A 19991-nucleotide genomic window follows, 5' to 3' on the forward strand; every position below is an offset into this window, starting at 1 on the left:
CTGCGGCATGATTCCATGAAGCCGCCCGTTGAAATGCCCGATCAGGAGCAAGGAAATGCGGTGGCCCTGGATTGCGGCTGGGGCCGCCTCATCTTCGCGCAGACCTTCGACAATAACGAGGAAATCGTGGAAGCCCTGCGCGAGGAAGGTCCCGCCAGCCGCGACATTGCCTTCTATGTTCGCGATCCGCACGTTCTGCTGTCGCTTGCGCCCCAGGAGGTCTTTCTCGACCCCTCACACACCTACAGGCTGGACCTATCTACCTACAGGTCCAGCCGCCGCCAGCCCAGAGGCTTCTTTATCCGCCGGCTTTCCTCCGAGGCGGATGCCCAGGCGGTGAATACCATTTACGCATCGCGGGGAATGGTGACGGTGCGCCCGGATTTTTTCTGGTCCAACCGGCATATTCGCGCCATTACCTATCTGGTGGCCGAAGACAATTCCTCCGGCGAGATCATCGGCACGGTAACCGGCATCGACCATCGGCGGGCGTTCAACGATCCGGAAAACGGCAGTTCGCTGTGGTGCCTTGCAGTATCCCCGCAAGCCCGCCAGCCGGGTATCGGGGAAATGCTCGTGCGGCGCCTGGCAGAATTGTTTAAGGCGCGTGGCGCAAGCCACATGGACCTATCGGTAATGCACGATAACGAGCAGGCGATTGCGCTCTATGAAAAGCTCGGATTTCGGCGTGTTCCTGTTTTCGCGGTGAAACGCAAGAACACTATCAACGAAAAGCTCTTTGCCCGTCCTGTGGAAGAGTATGACGCGCTCAATCCCTACGCTCGGATCATCGTTGATGAAGCACTCCGGCGCGGCATCCACGTAGATGTTACCGATGCTCAAAGCGGTTTCTTTCGTCTGTCGCAGGGGGGCCGTTCCATTCATTGCCGTGAAAGTCTATCGGACCTTACATCGGCGGTCGCAATGTCGATCTGTGACGATAAGGCTGTGACGCGCAGGATAGTGGAAAATGCCGGGCTGAAAGTGCCTGAACAGATGGTCGTCGGCGACGATGATGAACCATTGCAAAGCTTTATTGCCAGGCATAAGCGCGTGGTGGTGAAGCCAGCCCGTGGGGAGCAAGGCAACGGTGTTGCCGTTGGTCTCGACAACATCGAGGACGTTCGGCGTGCAATCGCCGCTGCGCGCACGGTTTCCGATCGTGTGCTGGTCGAAGCCTGTTTCGATGGCGAGGATCTGCGGCTCGTCGTGATCGACTTCAAGCTGGTGGCGGCGGCGGTACGCCGTCCTCCGTCGGTCTTGGGGGACGGGCGCAGCGATATCCGAAGCCTGATTGAAAGCCAATCTCGCAGAAGGGCCGCCGCTACCGGAGGCGAGAGCACCATCCCTATCGACGGCGAGACGGAACGCTGCCTTGCGGCTTTGGGCTATAAGCTGGATAGCGTGCCGGAAGAGGGGGAGGAGATCCTGGTGCGCAAGACGGCGAACCTGCATACGGGCGGGTCAATCCACGACGTGACCGGCATCGTGCATTCCCGGCTTGTTGAAGCGGCTTGCAAGGCGGCTAGGGCGATCGACATTCCTGTGGTCGGTATCGATTTCATGGTTCGCAGCCCGACCGAGCCGGACTATGTTTTCATCGAAGCGAATGAGAGGCCGGGCCTCGCCAATCACGAGCCCCAGCCGACCGCGGAGCGCTTTGTCGATCTTCTGTTTCCCCTTTCGGGCCAGAAATCGGCGGCGCTGGCGCTCGGCAGGCTTTGAAGACAGTCGGGAGCGAGCATGGTGGGCGGGCCGGAGTTGAAGATCGATCAAGCCTACCTGCTACGGCAACTCGCGGGACTACTCGCAATCCCCAGCCCGACAGGCTACACGGACCAGATCGTCCGCTACTGCACGGAAGAGTTGGAGCGGCTAGGCCTTGAGCCGGAATTGACGCGGCGCGGCGCCATACGCGCCTTGCGGCGCGGGCGTCACCGGCTGGGCGCACGGGCGATCATCACCCATCTCGACACGATCGGCGCGCAGGTGAAGCTGGTAAAGGAGAATGGACGGCTGGAACTCGTGCCCATCGGCCATTGGTCGGCGCGCTTTGCCGAAGGGGCGCGTGTCACTCTCTTCACAGAGCAGGGCAGTTTCCGCGGCACGATCCTCCCATTGAAAGCATCAGGCCATACATTCAACGAGGAAGTAGACGAACTCCCCGTTGGCTGGACCCAAGTGGAACTGCGCGTAGACGCGGTAACGCAATCCGGGGAGGAAACAAAAGCGCTGGGCATCGATGTGGGCGATTTTGTCGCCATCGACCCTAAGCCTGAATTTCTTGACAACGGCTTCATTGTTTCACGCCATCTTGACGACAAGGCCGGTGTGGCGATTGCGCTCGCGGTGATCGAAGCCATTCAGCGAGCGAACTTGACGGCACCGGTCGATATCCACTGGCTTTTCACCATCGCTGAAGAGGTGGGCGTCGGAGCCGCTTCCATCGTGACACCGGAAATAGCCTCGATGCTGACTATCGATAATGGCACCACTGCGCCGGGACAGAACTCGTCCGAATTTGGCGCCACGATTGCCATGGCCGATCAGTCTGGACCGTTTGATTACCATCTGACGAAAAAACTCATAGATCTTTGCCGTCAGCACGCAATTCCTTTCCAGAAGGACATATTTCGATATTACCGCTCGGATTCGGCCTCCGCCGTCGAGGCGGGCCATGATGTACGCACCGCGCTGGTCGCGTTCGGCGTTGATGCGAGCCACGGTTATGAGCGCATTCATGTTCACGCGCTTTGTTCCGTGGCGGAGCTTGTCGGGCGCTACATCGCCAGCCCGTTGGAGATAACGCGCGACGTCAGGGAACTGGCTTCAGGTCTCAAGGGCTTCACCGAGCAGCCGACCGAGGAAGCCGAGCAGCCGGAATTCGACCAATCGCTTAACCCGCCCACACCGGTTACGGGTAGAAGCGTCTGACTGTTGCCAGTTGCGCCGGAACTTGGCCGGTCCTACATCGGGCATGCCGGTTACATACTCCATCTCTTCAAGGGTTTTCATGGTGATGAGCCAAGCTTCAGTCGATCTCGCAACACATCCGCTAACCGCCTGGAACGGGCCGCTTGGTCTGCCGGAATTCGGGCTCTTAAAGGATGAGGATTTTGCGCCCGTGTTCGATGCGGCATTCGCTGCCCATGAGGCCGAAATCGCGGGCATCACCGGTCAGGATGAGCCTGCAACGGTGGAGAATACGCTGGGCGCGCTGGAGCTTTCCGGCAAGGCGCTGTCGCGAGTCTCTGCAATCTTCTGGTGCCGGGCGGGCGCGCATACGAATGCCCAAATACAGAAGCTTGAGCGGGAGCTCTCGCCGCGCCTGGCACGCCACCATTCGAACATTTTCATGAATGCGGCGCTTTTTCAGCGTATCGACGATCTTTACAGGCGGCGGGAGGAACTGGGCCTCGACAAGGAAACTTTGCGCGTTCTGGAAAAGACTTGGAAACGTTTTGTGCGCGGCGGTGCCAGGCTGGATGAATCGGGGAAAACGCGGCTGGCAGAGATCAATGAGCAGCTTGCCGAGCTTGGAGCCCGGTTCGGCCAGAATGTGCTCAAGGATGAGAGCGAGTGGGTTCTCTTCCTCGATGAGGAAGATCTTGCCGGCCTTCCATCCTCCCTGAAAAGTGCCATGGCCGAAGCGGCCGAATCCCGTGGGCAGCCGGCGCGGTACGCCGTCACCCTGTCGCGTTCGATTGCCGAGCCGTTTCTTTCCTTCTCCAGCCGTCGTGATCTGCGCGAGAAGGTGCTGCGGGCTTTCATTGGCCGTGGCGACAATGGAGGGGAGGCGCACAATGCCGGAATCGTGAGGCAGACGCTGCAATTACGTGCAGAGAAGGCAAGGCTGCTGGGCTACCCTAACTACGCTGCCTACAAGCTCGATGACACGATGGCAAAGACCCCTGAAGCCGTGATGCAGCTCTTGCAGCCTGTTTGGCAGAAGGCTCGGGAAAGGGCCGCGGCCGACGAGAAGGAGTTGCAGCGTCTTGCTGCTGTGGGCGGGCGCAATCATCCGATTGCTGCCTGGGACTGGCGATATTACGCCGAGAAGCTGAGAGCCGAACGTTTTGCGTTCGATGAGGGTGCGCTGGAGCCATACCTTGCGCTGGACAATGTTATTGCGGCTGCCTTCGACGTTGCCGGCCGTCTTTTCGGCCTCACTTTCGAGGAGCAGGAGAAGATTGCTGCCTGGCACGAGGATGTGCGCGTGTTTGTGGTGAGGGATGCGGATGGGTCAGAGCGGGGGCTCTTCCTTGCCGACTATTTCAACCGACCCTCCAAACGCTCGGGCGCCTGGATGAGCGCCTTGCAGTCCGGTTACAAGCTCGGGGGCGGGCAGATGCCGATCATCTACAATGTGATGAATTTTGCCAAGCCGCCCAAGGACAAGCCCGCTCTCCTATCGGTGGACGATGCGCGCACTCTTTTTCATGAATTCGGTCACGCCCTGCACGGCCTCCTATCCGACGTCACCTGGCCTTCGATTGCCGGCACCTCGGTAGCACGCGACTTCGTGGAGCTTCCCTCGCAGCTTTATGAGCATTGGTTCACCGTGCCGGAGGTGCTTTCCAGACACGCGCGCCATGTGGAAACAGGCGAGCCGATGCCGGCCGAGCTTCTTCAGAAGATGCGAGATGCCCGCAACTTCGACGCGGGCTTCGCCACGGTCGAGTTCACCGCTTCGGCGCTTGTAGATATGGCTTTTCACGCCCGGGCGGAAGCGCCGGAAGATCCGCTGCGCTTTGAAGCGGAAGTGCTGGAGGAGTTGAGGAAGCCGGAAGCGATTCCGATGCGCCACCGCACGCCGCACTTCCTGCACGTCTTCTCCGGCGATGGTTATTCGGCAGGATATTACTCATACATGTGGTCGGAAGTTCTCGATGCGGACGCCTTCCGTGCCTTCGAGGAGGCGGGCGATCCCTTCCATCCGGAAGTGGCTGCGAAGCTGCGGCAGCATATTTATGCGGCCGGTGGGTCCGCCGATCCGGAAGACCTTTACAAGGCGTTCCGCGGGCGGTTACCAAGCCCTGAAGCGATGATGGAGAAGAAGGGCCTCATCTGAGGCCCAACCTTTCTCTGCGGGCTGTAACCTCCGCTCGTTCTTTGCCGATTGCCGTTCAGTCAGCGGGGACAGGAATGGGTTCGCCCTTGGCGGAAGGCAGCGCGTTGCCGCCGGTTGCCTTTCCGCCATGGCGAAAAATATCCCCGCCAATCGACGCCGCATTAGCATCGGCCTGTCAGAAGGTCGTCTCGGGCTTGCTCGAAGGCGCGAGAGCACGTCGAAAGGCGTTGCCGCAGGAGGTGCAATATGTCCAAATCCAGTCCGGTTCAGGTCACCTATGGAAGCTGCATAGACTTCGATCTCGTTTTCAGGGATGAGAACGGCGATCCGGAGGACCTTACAAACCAGACCTTCACGGTTCACTCCGCAAATCCGGAAAGCCCGTTTGCCGAAGCCGTCCTGATAAAGACGGACCCCGTCAACGGCACGGTGCATTTCCATCTGCCGAAGGAGGCGGCGGCTCAGCTCAACCTTGGAAATCTCAACTACCTGAGAATTGCGCGGACCTTTCCGGATGGCTGCGTGAAGACCACCGATGAAATCTGGATCGCCACGCGATGAGCAAAGTCACGGTCAACAACACCATCCATCCGGTCTCGGTCTTCTCCACCGGCACGCAAGGTCCAATTGGCCTCAACTGGCAGGAGGAGTGGTCGCCCGGCGTTTCCTACGCCATGCGCGATGCGGTTCTCCATGCCGGCTCTTCCTATCGTTGCACTATGCCTCATGCCGCTTTCGCTGAAAGCGAACCGGGGAAGGGGACAAACTGGGCAACCTTCTGGACATTGCTGGCAGCGCAGGGTGCGCGTGGCGAACGAGGCCCCCAGGGTGAAGTGGGGCCGGCCGGTGAGCGAGGTCCGCAAGGTGAGAAGGGTCATACGGGCGACGCCTATGAAAGCTACGGCGTCTCCATCTTCAGGAGCGAGGGCATCGTGCCCGGGGGGTACTACGCTGATCGCCGTGCCAATGCGGCAAGTGTGCAGGCTTATCTCTATGCCGAGATAATCGACGGCGATCCCGGCAGCGCTGTCGATCTTTACCTAGAGGTGGGAGGCTCGATGGTTTTAGGGCCTATCATGGTAACGCAAGGCAATCCCCAAGCAATTTCCAGTCTCGACGTGTCGGTTGCCGAAGGGGATACGGTCAGCTTCGTTGTCGTTTCCATCACCGGAGGCGTCGTTCGCGACCTATTCGTCAAGAGTTACGGAGCCATGACCTAGAGGAACTCCAGGAAGCGTCCATATGGCTTTCCCGCGGAATTCCGGGAAAAGAAAAAACTGAGATCCGACGTTCCGGAAACACTGAAACTTGCGGAGCTGCACCGGGAGAAGCCGGACACGCTTCTCCCGGTCGTTCATTGCGGCGAGGTTCACCAGGGGCTGCCTGCCACCCGCTGGCTTAGTTATGATGGGGCACGTCCAGACGCGATGCGCGGAGCAGGCCTTCCTGCTCGAGAACGGGATAGGCGCTCGAAGCAAGCAGTGAGTTGATTTGCTTCAAATCCCTGATCGTGTCGAGGTGCAACGAACTGCTTTCCACGCTGACATTCTTACGTTTGCGAAGACGTTCGAAATGCCGGCGGTTGGTCGACTTCTCCAGATCCCGCAGGCGGTCTTTCTCCTGCACGAGTTGGCGCGCAGTCTGCTTGTCGCGTGTCACCAGTACATTGAAGGCAAGGCGCGCATTTGCCAGCACTGCCGCATGGAAGGAGCTTACCTCCTCCCAACCCTCAGGCGCGAAGGTGAGATTGCGCTCGTGCTTCTTGCGGACATGGACGAGCATGTTGCGCACGATGACGTCGCCAGCCTGTTCCAGCCTTATCGACCCGTTGAGAAGCTCCTGCACGCGGCGCGATTCGGCTTCGCTGAGTTCTCGCCGGGCGATTTCCGCGAGATAAAGCTTCACCGCGGCGTGCCGGCGATCGATGCGGTCATCCAGGGCGGCAAGAGCTGCTGCAGCTTCTGGGCTGTAATCCTCGTAAAGTCCGATGATGCGCACGAGCATCACTTCGAGAGTTTCGCAAATGCGTACAACTTCGCGCGTGGCGTTGGCGATTGCCTCGGCCGGCCTGTCCAGTGCGTCTGGATCGAGGGCGCTTACCTCGAACGGGTCTTCGGTCGGGCCATGCGCGGGCGCACCTGTCCTAAGCAGGATCATCTCGGCGGCCCTATAGACGAAAGTGGCAAGCGGCAGGCCAAGGATCACGACGATAAGGTTGAAGCCGATATGGGCGTGGATCACTTGTGCTGATGGCTCGCCACCCAGGAATGTGGGCGAGGGATCGAGCAGGACGAAGCCCGTCACGATGAGGATAGAGAAGAGGCCGCGCAAGGCCAGATTGGCAACGGGTACGGCACGAGCCGAGGCCGGCATCGTTCGTGATAGCGCCGTCGCAATGAGGCCGGCTCCGAGATTTGCGCCAAGCACGAGCACGATTCCAAGTTCCGGCGAGATGATACCTCTGGCCGCGAGCGCCACCAGAAGCAGGATTGTGGCGATACTTGAATGAAAGAGCCACGTGATTATTGCCGCCAGCAGGAAGGCAATGCCTGGATCGTCTTCCAGATAGGCTGTGATGACCGGCAGCACGGTGCTTTGGCGAAGCGGCTCGGAGGCCCGTCCGATCATCTGCAGGGATAAAAGAAGAAGGCCGATGCCGACGAGGATACGTCCGACCTGCCGCCAGTTCCGGCTCTCCGTGGCAAGAAAGATGCTGGTGCCTGCAAAAAGGCTGATCGGAATGAGAAGGCTAAGGTCGAAGCTCAGGATCCTGACCACGAGCGCCGAACCCAGATCGGCCCCCAATACGGCGAACAAGCCCGCAGTACCGCCTACAATGCCCGATCCAACGAATGAGCCGACTAGAAGCACAACGGCGGTTGAACTCTGCAAGGCGATAGCAAGGCTTGTGCCTGCGAGCACCGCCATCAAGGGGTTGCGCAGCGCGGCTCTCAGCCTCTGGCGGAGCACGTCGCCATAGGCGCGTGTGACACCCGTGCGTACCATGCGCGTGGCCCAAAGCAGGAGAGCTACCGCGCCGGCCAGATGTATGATCACCAGCGTCCCGCTCATTGTTGCATCCCTTTATGATGCCGAAAGAACTTGCAGTAATATAAGGAGGGTGTTGCGGGCATTTGCGTTGATCAATCAGCCTTTCTGAAGAAAACGGAATTCAAGTCTGCTGGTAAATCTAGGGCGAAAGCTCCTGTGGCGCAGGGCTGCCGCACGCATCATGCCGAGCAGTGCGGAGAAAGACGGTTCAGCTAAGCCGGCAGCCGCAGTGTCGACCGTCCGGGATGAAGCAACGAGCCGACCGCCGGAGCATCGGGCATAATCCAGTTCGGTTCCCGATCCACCATGCGGTGGAGGAAGGGTATTGCTAATGAAGGCATTTCCTTCGCATTTTCCTTGAACGACCACCAGAAACGAAGGTCCTCCGCGAACTTGCCCGGTTCGACGGGCCTGTCGCCGTCTTGCTGACTGACGGCGGATACACCGAAAATGCAGAAGCTTGTGTACAGAAAGCCTTCCGGCCAGAAACGGGCGATGTCGGCCATTCCCGAAGCTTTCTCATCTGTCTGCTTTGCAGGAGATAGCTGCCCTGGCGCTGAATGGTCATCTACCGGGGCGCCGCGCAGCAATTCGCGCAGAAGCACGCCGGCGGCCAGCACGATCAGATCCGATCTGTCCATAGGCAAATGCGCGCGCAATTCGTCCAAACTCTCGAGCCAGTCGAAGAAGACCCGTGCCAAGCTGACGTCATCGATCTCATAGCCGATGCCGAAAGCGTCGCGCACCTCGCTGGCATGCCTGCGAAAGGCCATGCGGAACCAGCGCCATTGCCGCAGCCTATGACGTGGATCGGGAAGTGAGGCAAGAGTGTTCTGAAACATCATGCTTGATCCTTCCTTCGAAGGTGCTGCAGAAAATGGATACAGAAAAAAATCCAGGATCAATTTGGCCTCTTTTATACATATTGACAACTGTAAAGACAGATGTTCTCCTTCAAGTGGAGGAGCGCCGCTTCAACGCGGCGCAGGGAGGCTTCGATGGCTATTTGGCAATGGGCTATCCTGGCGCTAGCTGTTGTCTGGGGCTTGCAGTCTTTCGGCACCTGGCTGCAAATGCGCCATTATACCGATGTCATGAAGGGCATCTCCAACCGTTACAAGCAAGGCTATGTGGGTGCGGGAAATGCCAAGGGCCGACTCGGCAAGGGTGTTATCGTGCTCGTCGTGGTCGATGAAGCGCTGAGGATCGAACGCTTCCTCCAGATGAGCGGTCGGTCGGTCTTGGCCAAATTTGTGCGGATGCCGCATTACGAGGGGCAGAGCCTCGATGACCTGCGCGGCGAATCACAAATACTGAAGGAAGCAGAGCCGGGGGTCGCTCTTGCCGTCGCCAGGGCGGTGGAGCAGATCGACAAGGCGCGCGGGCAGAAGAGCGGCGAGGCCCCGATCCCGCTCAATGCGGTGGAAACCGGGGCTTAGATCCGGCCAACGGCACGGATCCATATCCGGGCAGCAATTGATCGCCAAGTGGGGGCGAAACGGGATCTGGAGGAGCTTTCGGCCTGCGGGCCGATTTTAACGGGAGGCGACATGTCATTTGTATCCATATTGGCTCAACACGCCGATCTGGCGGCGTTGAGCCTCAATCACGCAGGCGCGCTGGTGCAGGACGCTGTCCTCCACAGCGGTCATACGATCCAAGACGGAGCCGACAAACTTATCATTCTCGCCCAGGCCGAGAACGGCATTACGGTGGAGGAATTCCGGGAGCGGCTTGAGGGCGTCGAGCAGGAAGAGCAGGTTGGGTGGCTTTCGGCAGCGGGACGCTACTTCATCGGCATCTTTCAACAGGGTGGTGAAGTGTTCGCCGGTTTCGTAACCGGGATCATTCCAACCCTCGTGGTGCTGATGACGGCGTTCTATGCGCTGACAGAGCTTATCGGCGAACAGCGCGTGCACGGTGCTGCCCAATGGGCGGGACGGATCGCCTTGACCCGCTATACGATCCTTCCCGTGCTTGCCGTCTTCTTCCTTACGAATCCGATGGCCTACACCTTCGGAACCTTTCTTGAGGAAAAGCACAAGCCCGCTTTCTACGATGCGGCAGTTTCCTATGTTCATCCGCCGCTCGGCCTCTTTCCGCATGTAAATCCCGGCGAATATTTCGTCTGGGGCGGGATTCTGGTGGCACTTCTGGAACTGGAGCGTAACGGCTCGGTCCCGACCGGCTATCACATCAACGTTGCGGTCTGGTACGCCATCGTGGGCCTCATCGTCATCCTGCTAAAAGGCATGCTGACGGAGCGCATCACGATGATCATGGCGCGCCGGCAGGGCGTCGAGCTCTGAGGGAGGGCACAACAATGTCCATCGTCAAGGAATTCACTGCCGTCAAGGTCACGAAGGGTGCCGGCGGCTGGGGCGGCCCCCTCGTCATCAAACCGACCATCGAGCGCAGCAAGATCGTCTCCATCACCGGGGGCGAAATCCATCCCGTTGCCCGCCGGCTTGCGGAGCTGACCGGGGGGGAGGTTGTCGACGGCTTCCGCACACCGCCGGTAGAAGGTGAGATTGCAGCGGTGGTGGTGGATTGCGGCGGCACTGCACGCTGCGGCGTCTATCCGCGCAAGCGCATCCCCACGATCAACGTCATGCCCGTCGGACAGGTGGGGCCGCTGGCGCAGTTCATCACCGAGGACATCTATGTCTCCGGCGTCACTCCCGCCGACATGGCGCTCGCCGAAGCCGGCGAGGCGGTGACGACAGGCGCAATCGGTGGCGCGGCAAAATCGCCGGCGGATTTCTCCACACCCTCGGCGGCACCATTGCAACCCGCCGAAGAAGGTGGCGGCATTGTTGGCCTGATCAGTTCAATCGGCCGCGTAATGGGCCGCGTCGTCGGTGTCTTCTTCAATGCTGGGCGGCGGACGATCGACCAGGTGGTGCGTAACGTGCTGCCCTTCATGGCTTTCGTCACCATGCTGATCGGCCTCATTCTGTATACGGGTATCGGGGATCTGCTTGCCCAGCCCATGGGTCCGCTCGCTAACAACATCGTTGGTCTGCTCGTCATCTCGGCCATTTGCGGGCTGCCATTCCTTTCGCCGGTTCTCGGGCCTGGTGCGGTCATCGCACAGGTGATCGGCGTTGCCATCATAGGCCCGCAGATTGCCAACGGTACGATTTCGCCTGCTATGGCACTGCCGGCGCTGTTTGCATACAACACTCAGGTCGGCTGTGACTTCGTGCCGGTGGGCCTTGCGCTCGGCGAGGCAAAGCCGAAGACGGTGGAGATCGGCGTGCCTGCGGTGCTCATCAGCCGTCAGATAATGGGGCCGGTCTCCGTGTTAATCGCCTGGGTGTTCAGCCTGTTCGTGCTTTAGGAAAGGTGGAATGAGGTCCTCATGACGATCCATTACAAGACCCGGTTTACGGGCATCGGGCCGGAAGTGGCGGACCTCGCCGAGAGCGGCGTCGTCATCCTGTTTGCTGACGGCGCCCCTCCGGAACTTGCAGAAGTCTCCGTGCTGCATGCGGCCGAGGGCCCGGCCGGCTTGCCGCCCGCGGTTGGCGCAACGGTGCGCATTGGCAAGCTCACTGCCACGATTACCGCCATGGGCGAGACGGCATGGGCCAAGGTGGCTGACATGGGTCATGTCGTCTTGAGCTTTAACGGTGCTTCCGAGGCTGAGCGCCCCGGAGAGATTTGCGCCGAGCCTGTGGACGGGAAAGCGCTCGTGGCTGAATTGCGGCCGGGCGTGCAACTTGTAATCGAAACGGATGGCTGACACTTCTGCCTTGCCAACACGAAGAACGGACAGACATGGAACGCTCGACCATTGTCAGAGTGAGGGAGGGCCTGCACGCCCGGCCCGCCGCACGTTTTGTAAAGCTTGCCAAGACCTTCAAGTCAGACATTGAACTTGCTAAGGGCGGCAAGTCTGCCAGCGCGAAAAGCTCCGTCAAGTTAATGCTGCTCACCGTCAAGGAGGGAGACGAGGTGACCCTCAAGGTTTCCGGCCCTGACGAGGACGAGGCAATGGGCATGCTCCTGGCCTATCTGGAAAATCCCGATGCGGGCCTTGACGGGGAAGCATCCTCCGCACCCGCAAGAAACAATGAGCGGCAGGAGACATTCTCGCAGGACAACACGCCTGGCCAACTGCCGGCTCATGGTTATAAGGGAGCGGCCGCCAGTGCTGGCGTGGCGCTTGGACCTGTCTTTGCTTATTTCCCTCCCGAGCTTGCTCCACCGCATCAGGAGATTCCGCCCGCCGGAAGGGAAGCGGAAAAGAAGCGCCTTCGGGCCGCCATCGCGAAAGTGACGGCGCAGATGGAGAGCTCGGCCGCAGCCGAGGCGAGCGCCACCGATGCCGGCATCCTGCGCGCGCTGATTGAGCTTGCGAACGACGCCGACATCATTGCCAGTGCCGAGGAAACTATCGGAAGCGGGCTGGACGCGGTTTCCTCGATGATGGCCGCGGGGGCTGCCGTCGCGGCAAAATTCGAAGCGCTGGATGATGCTTATATGAAGGCCCGCGCGGAAGATCTTAATGCGGTCACCCGCCAGATCTGCCTGGCGCTTCTGGAACGGGAGGATGCCGATCTTGCCGACATGCCTGACGGCGCGATTCTGGCCGCCAACGATATCGGCGCCTTCGATCTGGCGCGTGCGCCGCTGGACCGCATTGCCGGTATTGTTTGTGGCCATGGCGGTGCGACTTCCCATGTCGCCATCATCGCCCGTGGACGCGGCATCCCGGCGGTGCTCGGCCTCGGCAAGGATATCGAGGCGTTCCGCTCCGCCCAGCGCGCGGCCGTGGATGGCGGGTCAGGCCTTACATTTGCTGATCCCGATGCGGCAACCGAAAGCTATTTCAACGAGCGCATTGCGCATCAGGAGGAAGCAAGAAAGGCACTGAGCGCCTTTGCATCGGAAAGGCCGGTCCTTGCCAACCAGCAGGCGGTTGTCATTGCGGCCAATCTTGGTTCTCTGAAGGATATCCCCGACGCGCTTGCCGTGGGAGCAATGGGCGTGGGCCTTTTCCGTACGGAAATCATGTTCATGGCGCACCCTGCGCTGCCCTCGGAAGAAGAGCAATATGAGACCTATGCAGGACTGGCGGCAGCCTTCGCGCCGGACGAGGTCATCGTACGTACGCTTGATGTTGGGGGTGACAAGCCGATTACCGGCATTGATTTTCCCGATGAAGACAATCCCTTTCTTGGGTGGCGCGGCATACGCATGTGCCTTGACCGGCCGGCAATCTTCAAGCCGCAGCTACGGGCGCTCCTTAGGGCTAATCAGCAGGGCAATCTGAAGGTCATGCTTCCCATGGTCTCGACCCTGGAGGAGCTTCGTCGCACAAGGGTTCTGGTGGAAGAGTGCGAAGCAGAACTTGAGCGCGAAGGCAGGCCCTTCCGTCGCTTTGCGCTCGGCGTAATGATCGAGACGCCAGCGGCCGTCATGATCGCGCCTGAACTTGCTGCCGAAGCGGCTTTCTTTTCCATCGGTACAAATGATCTGACGCAATATGTGATGGCGGCTGACAGGCTCAACAACTCTGTTGCCGCCCTTAATGACGTAAGAAACCCGGCCGTAATGCGGGCCATAGACGCTGCAGCGAAGGCAGGGCGCGAAGCGAGCATTCCCATTGGCATTTGCGGGGAGGCTGCCGCCGACACGCGGCTGGTCCCCAGCTTCCTCGAAATGGGCATCTACGAGTTTAGCATGAGCCCGTCATTCATTCTTGCCGCCAAGAAGGCGGTGATCGACCATATCGGCAAATGAGATCAGGGCAGATGCGGAGCCATCTTGCTGTAGAGCTGGGCGAGCTGAAGTTCGGCATCGGTTCCGGACGAGGCAGCCAACAGCGCCTCTCGCCGGGCCAGTGCCGCCGTTACGACGCCTTCGATAAGGCCCTCGCAATCCTTCTTGGTCCCCGCTACAGCATAGGCAAGGCCAATGAGGGCATAGCACAGCTCAGCGAGCTCCGCTTCCTTCTGCCGGCTCTCGTTACGGCCTGCGAGAGCGGAAAGCAGAATGATCGGTTCACGTCTGGCAAGTTCCAGTGCAAGGCGCGCCGACAATCGCCAGAATGCGCCGCTCTGCCCGCCAAGAGCGTCGGCCAGCAGTGCCGGGTCGCCGCGTCGGAGCGCCTGGTGAACATCCCCGAGGCGGGTTTCGTGCACGAGCGGATCGGGAAAGCCGAGCCGCTCCAGGATGTTGCGGATGAGGCGGTAGATATCCGCTCTGAATCGGAGCGAGCCCTCCATGCCGTGCAGAAAATGGAGGCGCGGCTCAAACGATCCGCTGTGGGTCCCGTAGGGACGCATCGGTGCAGGAGCAAATGTCACGACAATGGATTCTGCCTGGGTGATAGCCGAATCCGAGAGCCGCGCAATATCACGCAGGAAATCCAGCGGACTGCCGATGCCCCTGCTCTCAGCCGCCATGTTGGAGTTGGCGGCAAGTCTGCGCATCACATGGCGAGCATCGCGCACACGATCGCGCGCCATTGTCAAAAGACTATCGGCAAGACTGCCGAAGGGCGGACGGAATTCACCAGGGTTCTCAATCATGGCACTTGTTGGTATCCATCGGCACGTACACGCCATAACGATTCCATTTTAGTCTAGAGGCAAGCATCGCCGATGCGAAGCAAATTGCGGCGCAGGGCCGCGCGTTGAGGAAAACTTCCTTGAAAAAACCGGTCAGCAGGAGAAGCGAGAAAGGAAGGAAGTCTGCAAACGGGGAACTGACGGGCGACAGGCTCGCAGCCCTATCCCGTGCCGATCATACCCGGCTGCGTGCGGCGTGGATGTACTACATTGAAAACATGACCCAGAGTGACATTGCCGACGTTCTGGGCATCGGGCGAGTAACGGTCGTGCGCATGCTGGCGGAGGCTCGGCAACGCAATGAAGTGCGCATAACCATCGAGGGAGAGCTTGTTGAGACGGTCAAGCTGGAGCGGGAGCTTGAAAAACGCTTCGGGCTGGAACGTGCCATCGTCGCGCCAGTCTCGGATGCCAGTGTAAATGTCATTCCTGCCATCGGAGCGGCAACAGGCCGCTATCTGTCGGAAATGGTCGAGTCCGACCTGCGGGTTGGCGTCGGCTGGGGACGCACGCTACTGAGCTGCCTGCCCTATATCACGCCCCGCCCGCTTGAAAACCTTCAGGTAATTTCACTGCTTGGCGGCATTATCCATGCCCGACGCTTCAACCCGGCTGAATTCGCCTGGCAATTTGCGCAGGCGTTCCGCGGCAACGCCTATCTCATTCCCGCCCCTGCGCTTGTCGACAGTGCGGAGACCCGGCAGGCACTGATCGAACGGTGTGGACTGAAGGACATCTTCGACAAGGCGGCGGAGCTCGACATTGTCGTACTGAGCGTTGGCGGGCTTGCCCCCGCCACTACAACGACGCATCAGGTCGGCTTCATCACGGAAGCGCAGCTCATGTCGCTTCAGGAGAGCGGGGCAGTTGGCGACATCCTCTTCCATTTCATCGACCAAAAGGGGCGGATCGTTGATCATCCCATCAACGAACTGGTCATGTCCGTGGGTCTGGACCGGCTTCGCCTCGGCAAATGGCGCATCCTCACCTCGGGGGGAGCAGACAAGACAGGAGCGCTGCTTGGCGCGATCGCGGTGATCGAGCCGCATGTGCTGATTACAGACGAGTTCTCTGCCCGCAGGCTTCTCGACGCGGCGGACTGACCCTCTTTGTACGTAATTCTTGTATGGCACGCGGAACGAGGTGATGCGGCATGCGGATCGAACTTGTGATCTTTGATTGCGATGGGGTTCTGGTGGATAGCGAGCCGCTAGCCGCAGAGGCTATGGCTCTCGTTTATTCCCGCCATGGCATGGCCGTGAAACCCGAGAACATTGCCGCCGGTGTCGGCATGAAGCAGACCGATATACTCTCGCTCATTGGAAGGAACACGGGCCATTATCTGCCCGAGAAGGCACTGCCCGAGTTATGGCCCGAGACACGGCGGCTTTTCGGCGAAAGGCTGAAGCCCACTTGCGGCCTCAGTGATTTCCTTTCGCGGCTGGACCGAAAGTCTTGCGTCGCCTCATCCTCAAGCATGGAGCGCATTGCCTACAGCCTGTCCGTTACCGGCCTCGACCGCTTCTTTGGCGATGCGTTCTTCAGCTCCAGCATGGTGGCCAGGGGAAAGCCTGCGCCGGACCTCTTCCTCCATGCCGCGGAACGCATGAGTGTCGACCCCTCCCGCTGCCTTGTTATCGAGGATTCGCCCTACGGCGTTAAGGGTGCCAAAGCGGCCGGCATGCGAGTGTTCGGCTTTACGGGCGGCACCCACGCCGACGAAGCTATGATCGAAAGGCTTGCTGCCGCCGGCCCGGCTGCCATCTACCAGAGCTGGCGAGAGGTGGAGGACGCTCTAGCCCAGCTTTGAGCGTTACACGTCTTGACAACTCGCCTTTGTGAGTTATGTCACTGGACAATCGTATTGACTTTAAAACATATGTTCATTACTCAAGAAGCAGCAGCCGGGGAGGACGAAGAATGACTACCAATGTCGCCCTGACGGGCCTTGCACGAGACCTTGCCGAGCGGGAAGCTTCGGGTAAGCCTGTTCGTATTGGGCTGATCGGCTCCGGCGAAATGGGCACGGACATCGTCTCGCGTGTCGCTCAAATGCGCGGCATCGAAGTAGGCGCGATCGCAGAACTGAACCTGCCCGCCGCGCAGAAAGCGGTTGAAATCGCTTATCGCGAAGAAGGCCATACGCGCGAAGTCTCCAATGCTTCCGCCATGACCGAGACCATGGAAGCCGGCAAGATCGCCATTACCGGCGATGCGGATCTCGTCATCGGCAGCGATCTGATAGATGTGGTGGTGGATGCGACCGGTGTTCCCGCCGTCGGTGCCGAGATCGGCTTGCGCGCCATGGAGCATGGCAAGCATCTCGTCATGATGAATGTCGAGGCGGACGTCACCATCGGCGCCTATCTGAAGAGCGAGGCCGACCGGCTTGGCGTCGTCTATTCACTGGGCGCGGGAGATGAGCCGTCTTCCTGCATGGAACTGATAGAGTTCGTTTCCGCAATGGGGCATACGATCGTCGCTGCGGGAAAAGGCAAGAACAACCCGCTTAATATCGATGCCGTTCCTGACGACTATGCCGAGGAAGCCGCGCGGCGGAACATGAACGTGCGCATGCTGGTTGAGTTCGTTGATGGATCCAAGACCATGGTGGAAATGGCAGCCATCGCCAATGCCACCGGACTTGTGCCTGACCGGCCGGGAATGCACGGGCCATCGGCCACCCTTGCGGAGCTCAACAAGACGCTGATCCCGCAGAAGGACGGGGGCGTGCTCTCCAGGGTCGGCGTGGTGGATTATTCTATTGGTAAGGGCGTTGCGCCGGGAGTCTTTGTCATTGCCGACATGTCGCATCCGCGCATCCGCGAACGCATGGAAGATCTGAAGATGGGCGAGGGACCTTACTTCACCTTCCACCGCCCCTACCATCTCACATCACTTGAAGTGCCGCTTACCTGCGCGCGCGTCGTCCTTCACAACAAGCCGGACATGGTGCCGCTGGCAAAGCCCGTGGCCGAAGTGTGCGCGGTTGCCAAGAAGGACTTGAAGCCTGGAGACAGGCTCGATGCCATCGGCGAATATACCTACCGCGCCTGGATCATGCAGGCGCAAGAGGCGCGCGGGGCAAGGGCGATACCTTGCGGCCTGCTCCAGGGTGGGCAGGTGCTCAAGCCTATCACCAAGGGTCAATTGATTACCTACGACAATGCCGCACCGCCTGCCGGATCGCGGATCGCCGAGTTGCGTGCGCGGCAGGACCGGCTGGTATATGGAGAAGCGGGAGCCTAGCATGGCCAAGGCACAAGCAAGCAGTCCACGTGCACCTGGGGCGGGCGCGAACCTGCCCTTTCTGTATCGCCACTACGACAAGGCGGCGCTGAGGGAGGCGCTACGGAAGATGCATCTTATCCGCCGCTTCGAGGAGGGGGCGGAAGACTCCTACATGCGCGGCCTCATTCACGGCACAATGCACCTTTCCATCGGGCAGGAGGCCAGCGCGGTCGGCATCTGCATGCCGCTCACGGAGGAGGACCAGATAACCTCCACCCACCGCGGCCACGGACACTCCATCGCCAAGGGCGCAGATGTGAAGCGGATGTTTGCCGAGTTCTTCGGCAAGAGCACTGGCTATTGCCGTGGTCTTGGCGGCTCGATGCATATTGCCGATGTTTCCAAGGGAAATCTGGGCGCCAATGGAATTGTCGGCGGCGGACTGCCTATTGCGGTGGGTGCTGCGCTTTCGGCCAAGAAGCAGAAGAACGGCAAGGTAGTGGTCTGCTTTTTCGGCGACGGCGCCAATAATGAAGGAGCATTCCACGAAGCGCTCAATATGGCTTCGATCTGGAAGCTTCCGGTGATTTTCGCCTGCGAAAACAATCAATATGGCATGTCGACCTCGATAGCTCGTTCGACTGCCGTGCCGAATGTGGCCGATCGCGCTGCCGCCTATTCGATGCCCGGCGTGATCGTCGATGGAAACAACCTTTCGGAGGTTACGGAAGCGTCTCACACCGCGATCGAGCGCGCGCGCGCTGGCGAGGGACCAACTCTTATAGAGGCCAAGACCTACCGTTATCGTGGTCACTCCAAGAGTGACCGGAACAGGTATCGAACCAAGGAAGAGATCGAGGACTGGATGTCGAAACGCGACCCGATCGCTCTCTTCGAGGCGGAACTCAAGGGGTTCAACATCCTTGACGCCGCAGAGATCGATGCAGTCCGCTCGGAGGTTGAGCGGGAAATCGCAGAGGGCATCGAGTTTGCCAAGAAAAGTCCTATGCCTGATCTCGCCAGCCTGGAGCGTTACGTCTATACGGAGCTTGCCTGATGGACGCTGAACTTCGTGAGTTGAGCTATGCGCAGGCCATTCAGGAGGCCATGGCCATTGCCATGGAAGCGGACGAACGTGTCTTCCTGATGGGCGAAGACATCGGTGTTTATGGCGGGGCTTTCCAGGTGACGGGCGATCTTGTTCACCGTTTCGGCGAGGAACGGGTGATGGATACGCCCATTTCCGAACTCGGCGGTGCTGGCGTGGCCGTTGGCGCGGCAGTCACCGGTATGCGGCCGATCTTCGAGTTCCAGTTCTCCGATTTCGCCACGCTTGCCATGGAGCAGATCGTCAACCAGGCTGCCAAGATACGCTTTATGCTGGGCGGGGCTGTCTCTGTTCCGGTTGTCATGCGCTTTCCGGCAGGTTCGGGAACGGGAGCAGCGGCCCAGCACAGCCAGAGCCTCGAAGCCTGGTTCGGCCATGTGCCGGGGCTGAAGGTTGTCCAGCCGGCAACACCCTATGATGCCAAGGGCCTTCTCCTCGCCGCGGTTGCGGACCCTGACCCGGTGATGATCTTCGAGCACAAGCTCCTTTACAAGATGAAGGGCCCTGTTCCGGAGGGGCATTATAGCGTGCCAATTGGCAAGGCGGAGATACGCCGTGAAGGCAGGGATCTCACCATCGTCGCCAGCGCCATCATGGTGCATCGTGCGCTGGAAGCGGCGGCCGAACTGGAGGGCGAGGGGATCGATGTAGAGGTTGTCGACTTGCGTTCGATCCGCCCAATGGACCGAGAGACGGTCATTGAGAGCGTGAAGAAGACAACGCGGCTCCTTTGCGTTTATGAAGGCGTGAAATCGCTTGGCGTCGGCGCGGAAGTGAGCGCCATGATCGCTGAAAGCGATGCCTTCGATTATCTCGACGCTCCCATCGTGAGGCTTGGTGGCAGGGAGACGCCGATTCCCTATAATCCCGAGTTGGAGAAGGCGGCGGTACCGCAAACCCCTGACATCGTGAAAGCGGCCAGAGATCTGGTGAAGGGAGCGCGCTGAGC

The 19991-nt window shown here is 59.9% G+C and carries 18 protein-coding genes; 15 read left to right on the forward strand and 3 right to left on the reverse strand.

Annotation, left to right across the window (positions count from 1 at the left end; all coding sequences use genetic code 11):
• Positions 1 to 15 precede the first annotated feature (15 nt).
• From ngg to HUS57_RS17805, 5 genes are all read left to right on the forward strand, one after another.
• A complete protein-coding gene (gene ngg, locus HUS57_RS05565; protein WP_246727781.1) occupies positions 16 to 1725 on the forward strand; it encodes an N-acetylglutaminylglutamine synthetase in 1710 nt (569 codons plus the stop codon).
• Positions 1726 to 1743: 18 nt separating this feature from the next.
• Positions 1744 to 2934 (forward strand): osmoprotectant NAGGN system M42 family peptidase, encoded by a 1191-nt coding sequence (locus HUS57_RS05570; protein ID WP_173931884.1) that lies wholly within the window; start codon positions 1744 to 1746, stop codon positions 2932 to 2934.
• Between the two features lie 82 nt (positions 2935 to 3016).
• Positions 3017 to 5071, forward strand: a complete 2055-nt coding sequence (locus HUS57_RS05575) for a M3 family metallopeptidase (RefSeq protein ID WP_173932309.1) — start codon at positions 3017 to 3019, stop codon at positions 5069 to 5071.
• 246 nt (positions 5072 to 5317) lie between these two features.
• Positions 5318 to 5632, forward strand: a complete 315-nt coding sequence (locus HUS57_RS05580) for a hypothetical protein (RefSeq protein WP_173931885.1) — start codon at positions 5318 to 5320, stop codon at positions 5630 to 5632.
• A complete protein-coding gene (locus tag HUS57_RS17805; protein ID WP_210256055.1) occupies positions 5629 to 6291 on the forward strand; it encodes a carbohydrate-binding protein in 663 nt (220 codons plus the stop codon). The genes HUS57_RS05580 and HUS57_RS17805 overlap by 4 nt, the downstream gene beginning before the upstream one ends.
• Before the next feature lie 178 nt (positions 6292 to 6469).
• On the opposite strand, the gene HUS57_RS05590 is transcribed toward HUS57_RS17805, so the two are convergent.
• Together HUS57_RS05590 and HUS57_RS05595 are read right to left on the reverse strand one after the other, a co-directional pair.
• The gene (locus HUS57_RS05590) at positions 6470 to 8143 is read right to left on the reverse strand and encodes a Na/Pi cotransporter family protein (protein WP_173931886.1); all 1674 of its coding nucleotides are present in this window, start codon (positions 8141 to 8143) and stop codon (positions 6470 to 6472) included.
• A gap of 191 nt (positions 8144 to 8334) precedes the next feature.
• Positions 8335 to 8967 carry a hypothetical protein gene (locus tag HUS57_RS05595; RefSeq protein ID WP_173931887.1) on the reverse strand — a complete coding sequence of 211 codons (633 nt, stop codon included), beginning with the start codon at positions 8965 to 8967 and terminating at the stop codon, positions 8335 to 8337.
• Between the two features lie 153 nt (positions 8968 to 9120).
• On the opposite strand from HUS57_RS05595, the gene HUS57_RS05600 reads away from it, so the two are divergent.
• The 5 genes from HUS57_RS05600 (at position 9121) to ptsP (ending at position 13873) form a co-directional block, all read left to right on the forward strand.
• The gene (locus HUS57_RS05600) at positions 9121 to 9561 is read left to right on the forward strand and encodes a transcriptional regulator GutM (RefSeq protein ID WP_173931888.1); all 441 of its coding nucleotides are present in this window, start codon (positions 9121 to 9123) and stop codon (positions 9559 to 9561) included.
• Between the two features lie 111 nt (positions 9562 to 9672).
• Positions 9673 to 10431 carry a PTS glucitol/sorbitol transporter subunit IIC gene (locus HUS57_RS05605; protein ID WP_173931889.1) on the forward strand — a complete coding sequence of 253 codons (759 nt, stop codon included), beginning with the start codon at positions 9673 to 9675 and terminating at the stop codon, positions 10429 to 10431.
• A 20-nt stretch (positions 10432 to 10451) separates the two neighbouring features.
• Entirely contained in the window at positions 10452 to 11465 is a 1014-nt protein-coding gene (locus HUS57_RS05610; RefSeq protein ID WP_281409288.1) for a PTS glucitol/sorbitol transporter subunit IIB, read from the forward strand.
• 21 nt (positions 11466 to 11486) lie between these two features.
• Complete coding sequence (locus tag HUS57_RS05615; protein WP_173931891.1) at positions 11487 to 11870, forward strand: PTS glucitol/sorbitol transporter subunit IIA; 384 nt, start codon at positions 11487 to 11489, stop codon at positions 11868 to 11870.
• Positions 11871 to 11905: 35 nt separating this feature from the next.
• Positions 11906 to 13873, forward strand: a complete 1968-nt coding sequence (ptsP, locus tag HUS57_RS05620) for a phosphoenolpyruvate--protein phosphotransferase (protein ID WP_173931892.1) — start codon at positions 11906 to 11908, stop codon at positions 13871 to 13873.
• A 2-nt stretch (positions 13874 to 13875) separates the two neighbouring features.
• Here the strand turns inward: ptsP and HUS57_RS05625 are convergent, their stop codons facing one another.
• Positions 13876 to 14664, reverse strand: a complete 789-nt coding sequence (locus tag HUS57_RS05625) for a hypothetical protein (RefSeq protein ID WP_173931893.1) — start codon at positions 14662 to 14664, stop codon at positions 13876 to 13878.
• 119 nt (positions 14665 to 14783) lie between these two features.
• On the opposite strand from HUS57_RS05625, the gene HUS57_RS05630 reads away from it, so the two are divergent.
• The 5 genes from HUS57_RS05630 (at position 14784) to HUS57_RS05650 (ending at position 19989) form a co-directional block, all read left to right on the forward strand.
• Entirely contained in the window at positions 14784 to 15806 is a 1023-nt protein-coding gene (locus HUS57_RS05630) for a sugar-binding transcriptional regulator (RefSeq protein ID WP_246727750.1), read from the forward strand.
• Positions 15807 to 15856: 50 nt separating this feature from the next.
• The gene (locus HUS57_RS05635; protein WP_173931894.1) at positions 15857 to 16513 is read left to right on the forward strand and encodes an HAD family hydrolase; all 657 of its coding nucleotides are present in this window, start codon (positions 15857 to 15859) and stop codon (positions 16511 to 16513) included.
• 110 nt (positions 16514 to 16623) lie between these two features.
• Entirely contained in the window at positions 16624 to 17952 is a 1329-nt protein-coding gene (locus HUS57_RS05640; RefSeq protein WP_173931895.1) for an NAD(P)H-dependent oxidoreductase, read from the forward strand.
• Between the two features lies 1 nt (position 17953).
• A complete protein-coding gene (locus HUS57_RS05645) occupies positions 17954 to 18991 on the forward strand; it encodes a thiamine pyrophosphate-dependent dehydrogenase E1 component subunit alpha (protein WP_173931896.1) in 1038 nt (345 codons plus the stop codon).
• Entirely contained in the window at positions 18991 to 19989 is a 999-nt protein-coding gene (locus HUS57_RS05650; protein WP_173931897.1) for an alpha-ketoacid dehydrogenase subunit beta, read from the forward strand. Before HUS57_RS05645 ends, HUS57_RS05650 begins: the two co-directional genes overlap by 1 nt.
• Positions 19990 to 19991: the final 2 nt, after the last annotated feature.

This window comes from Chelativorans sp. Marseille-P2723 (genome assembly GCF_902809845.1).
In the GTDB taxonomy this organism is placed as follows: domain Bacteria; phylum Pseudomonadota; class Alphaproteobacteria; order Rhizobiales; family Rhizobiaceae; genus Chelativorans.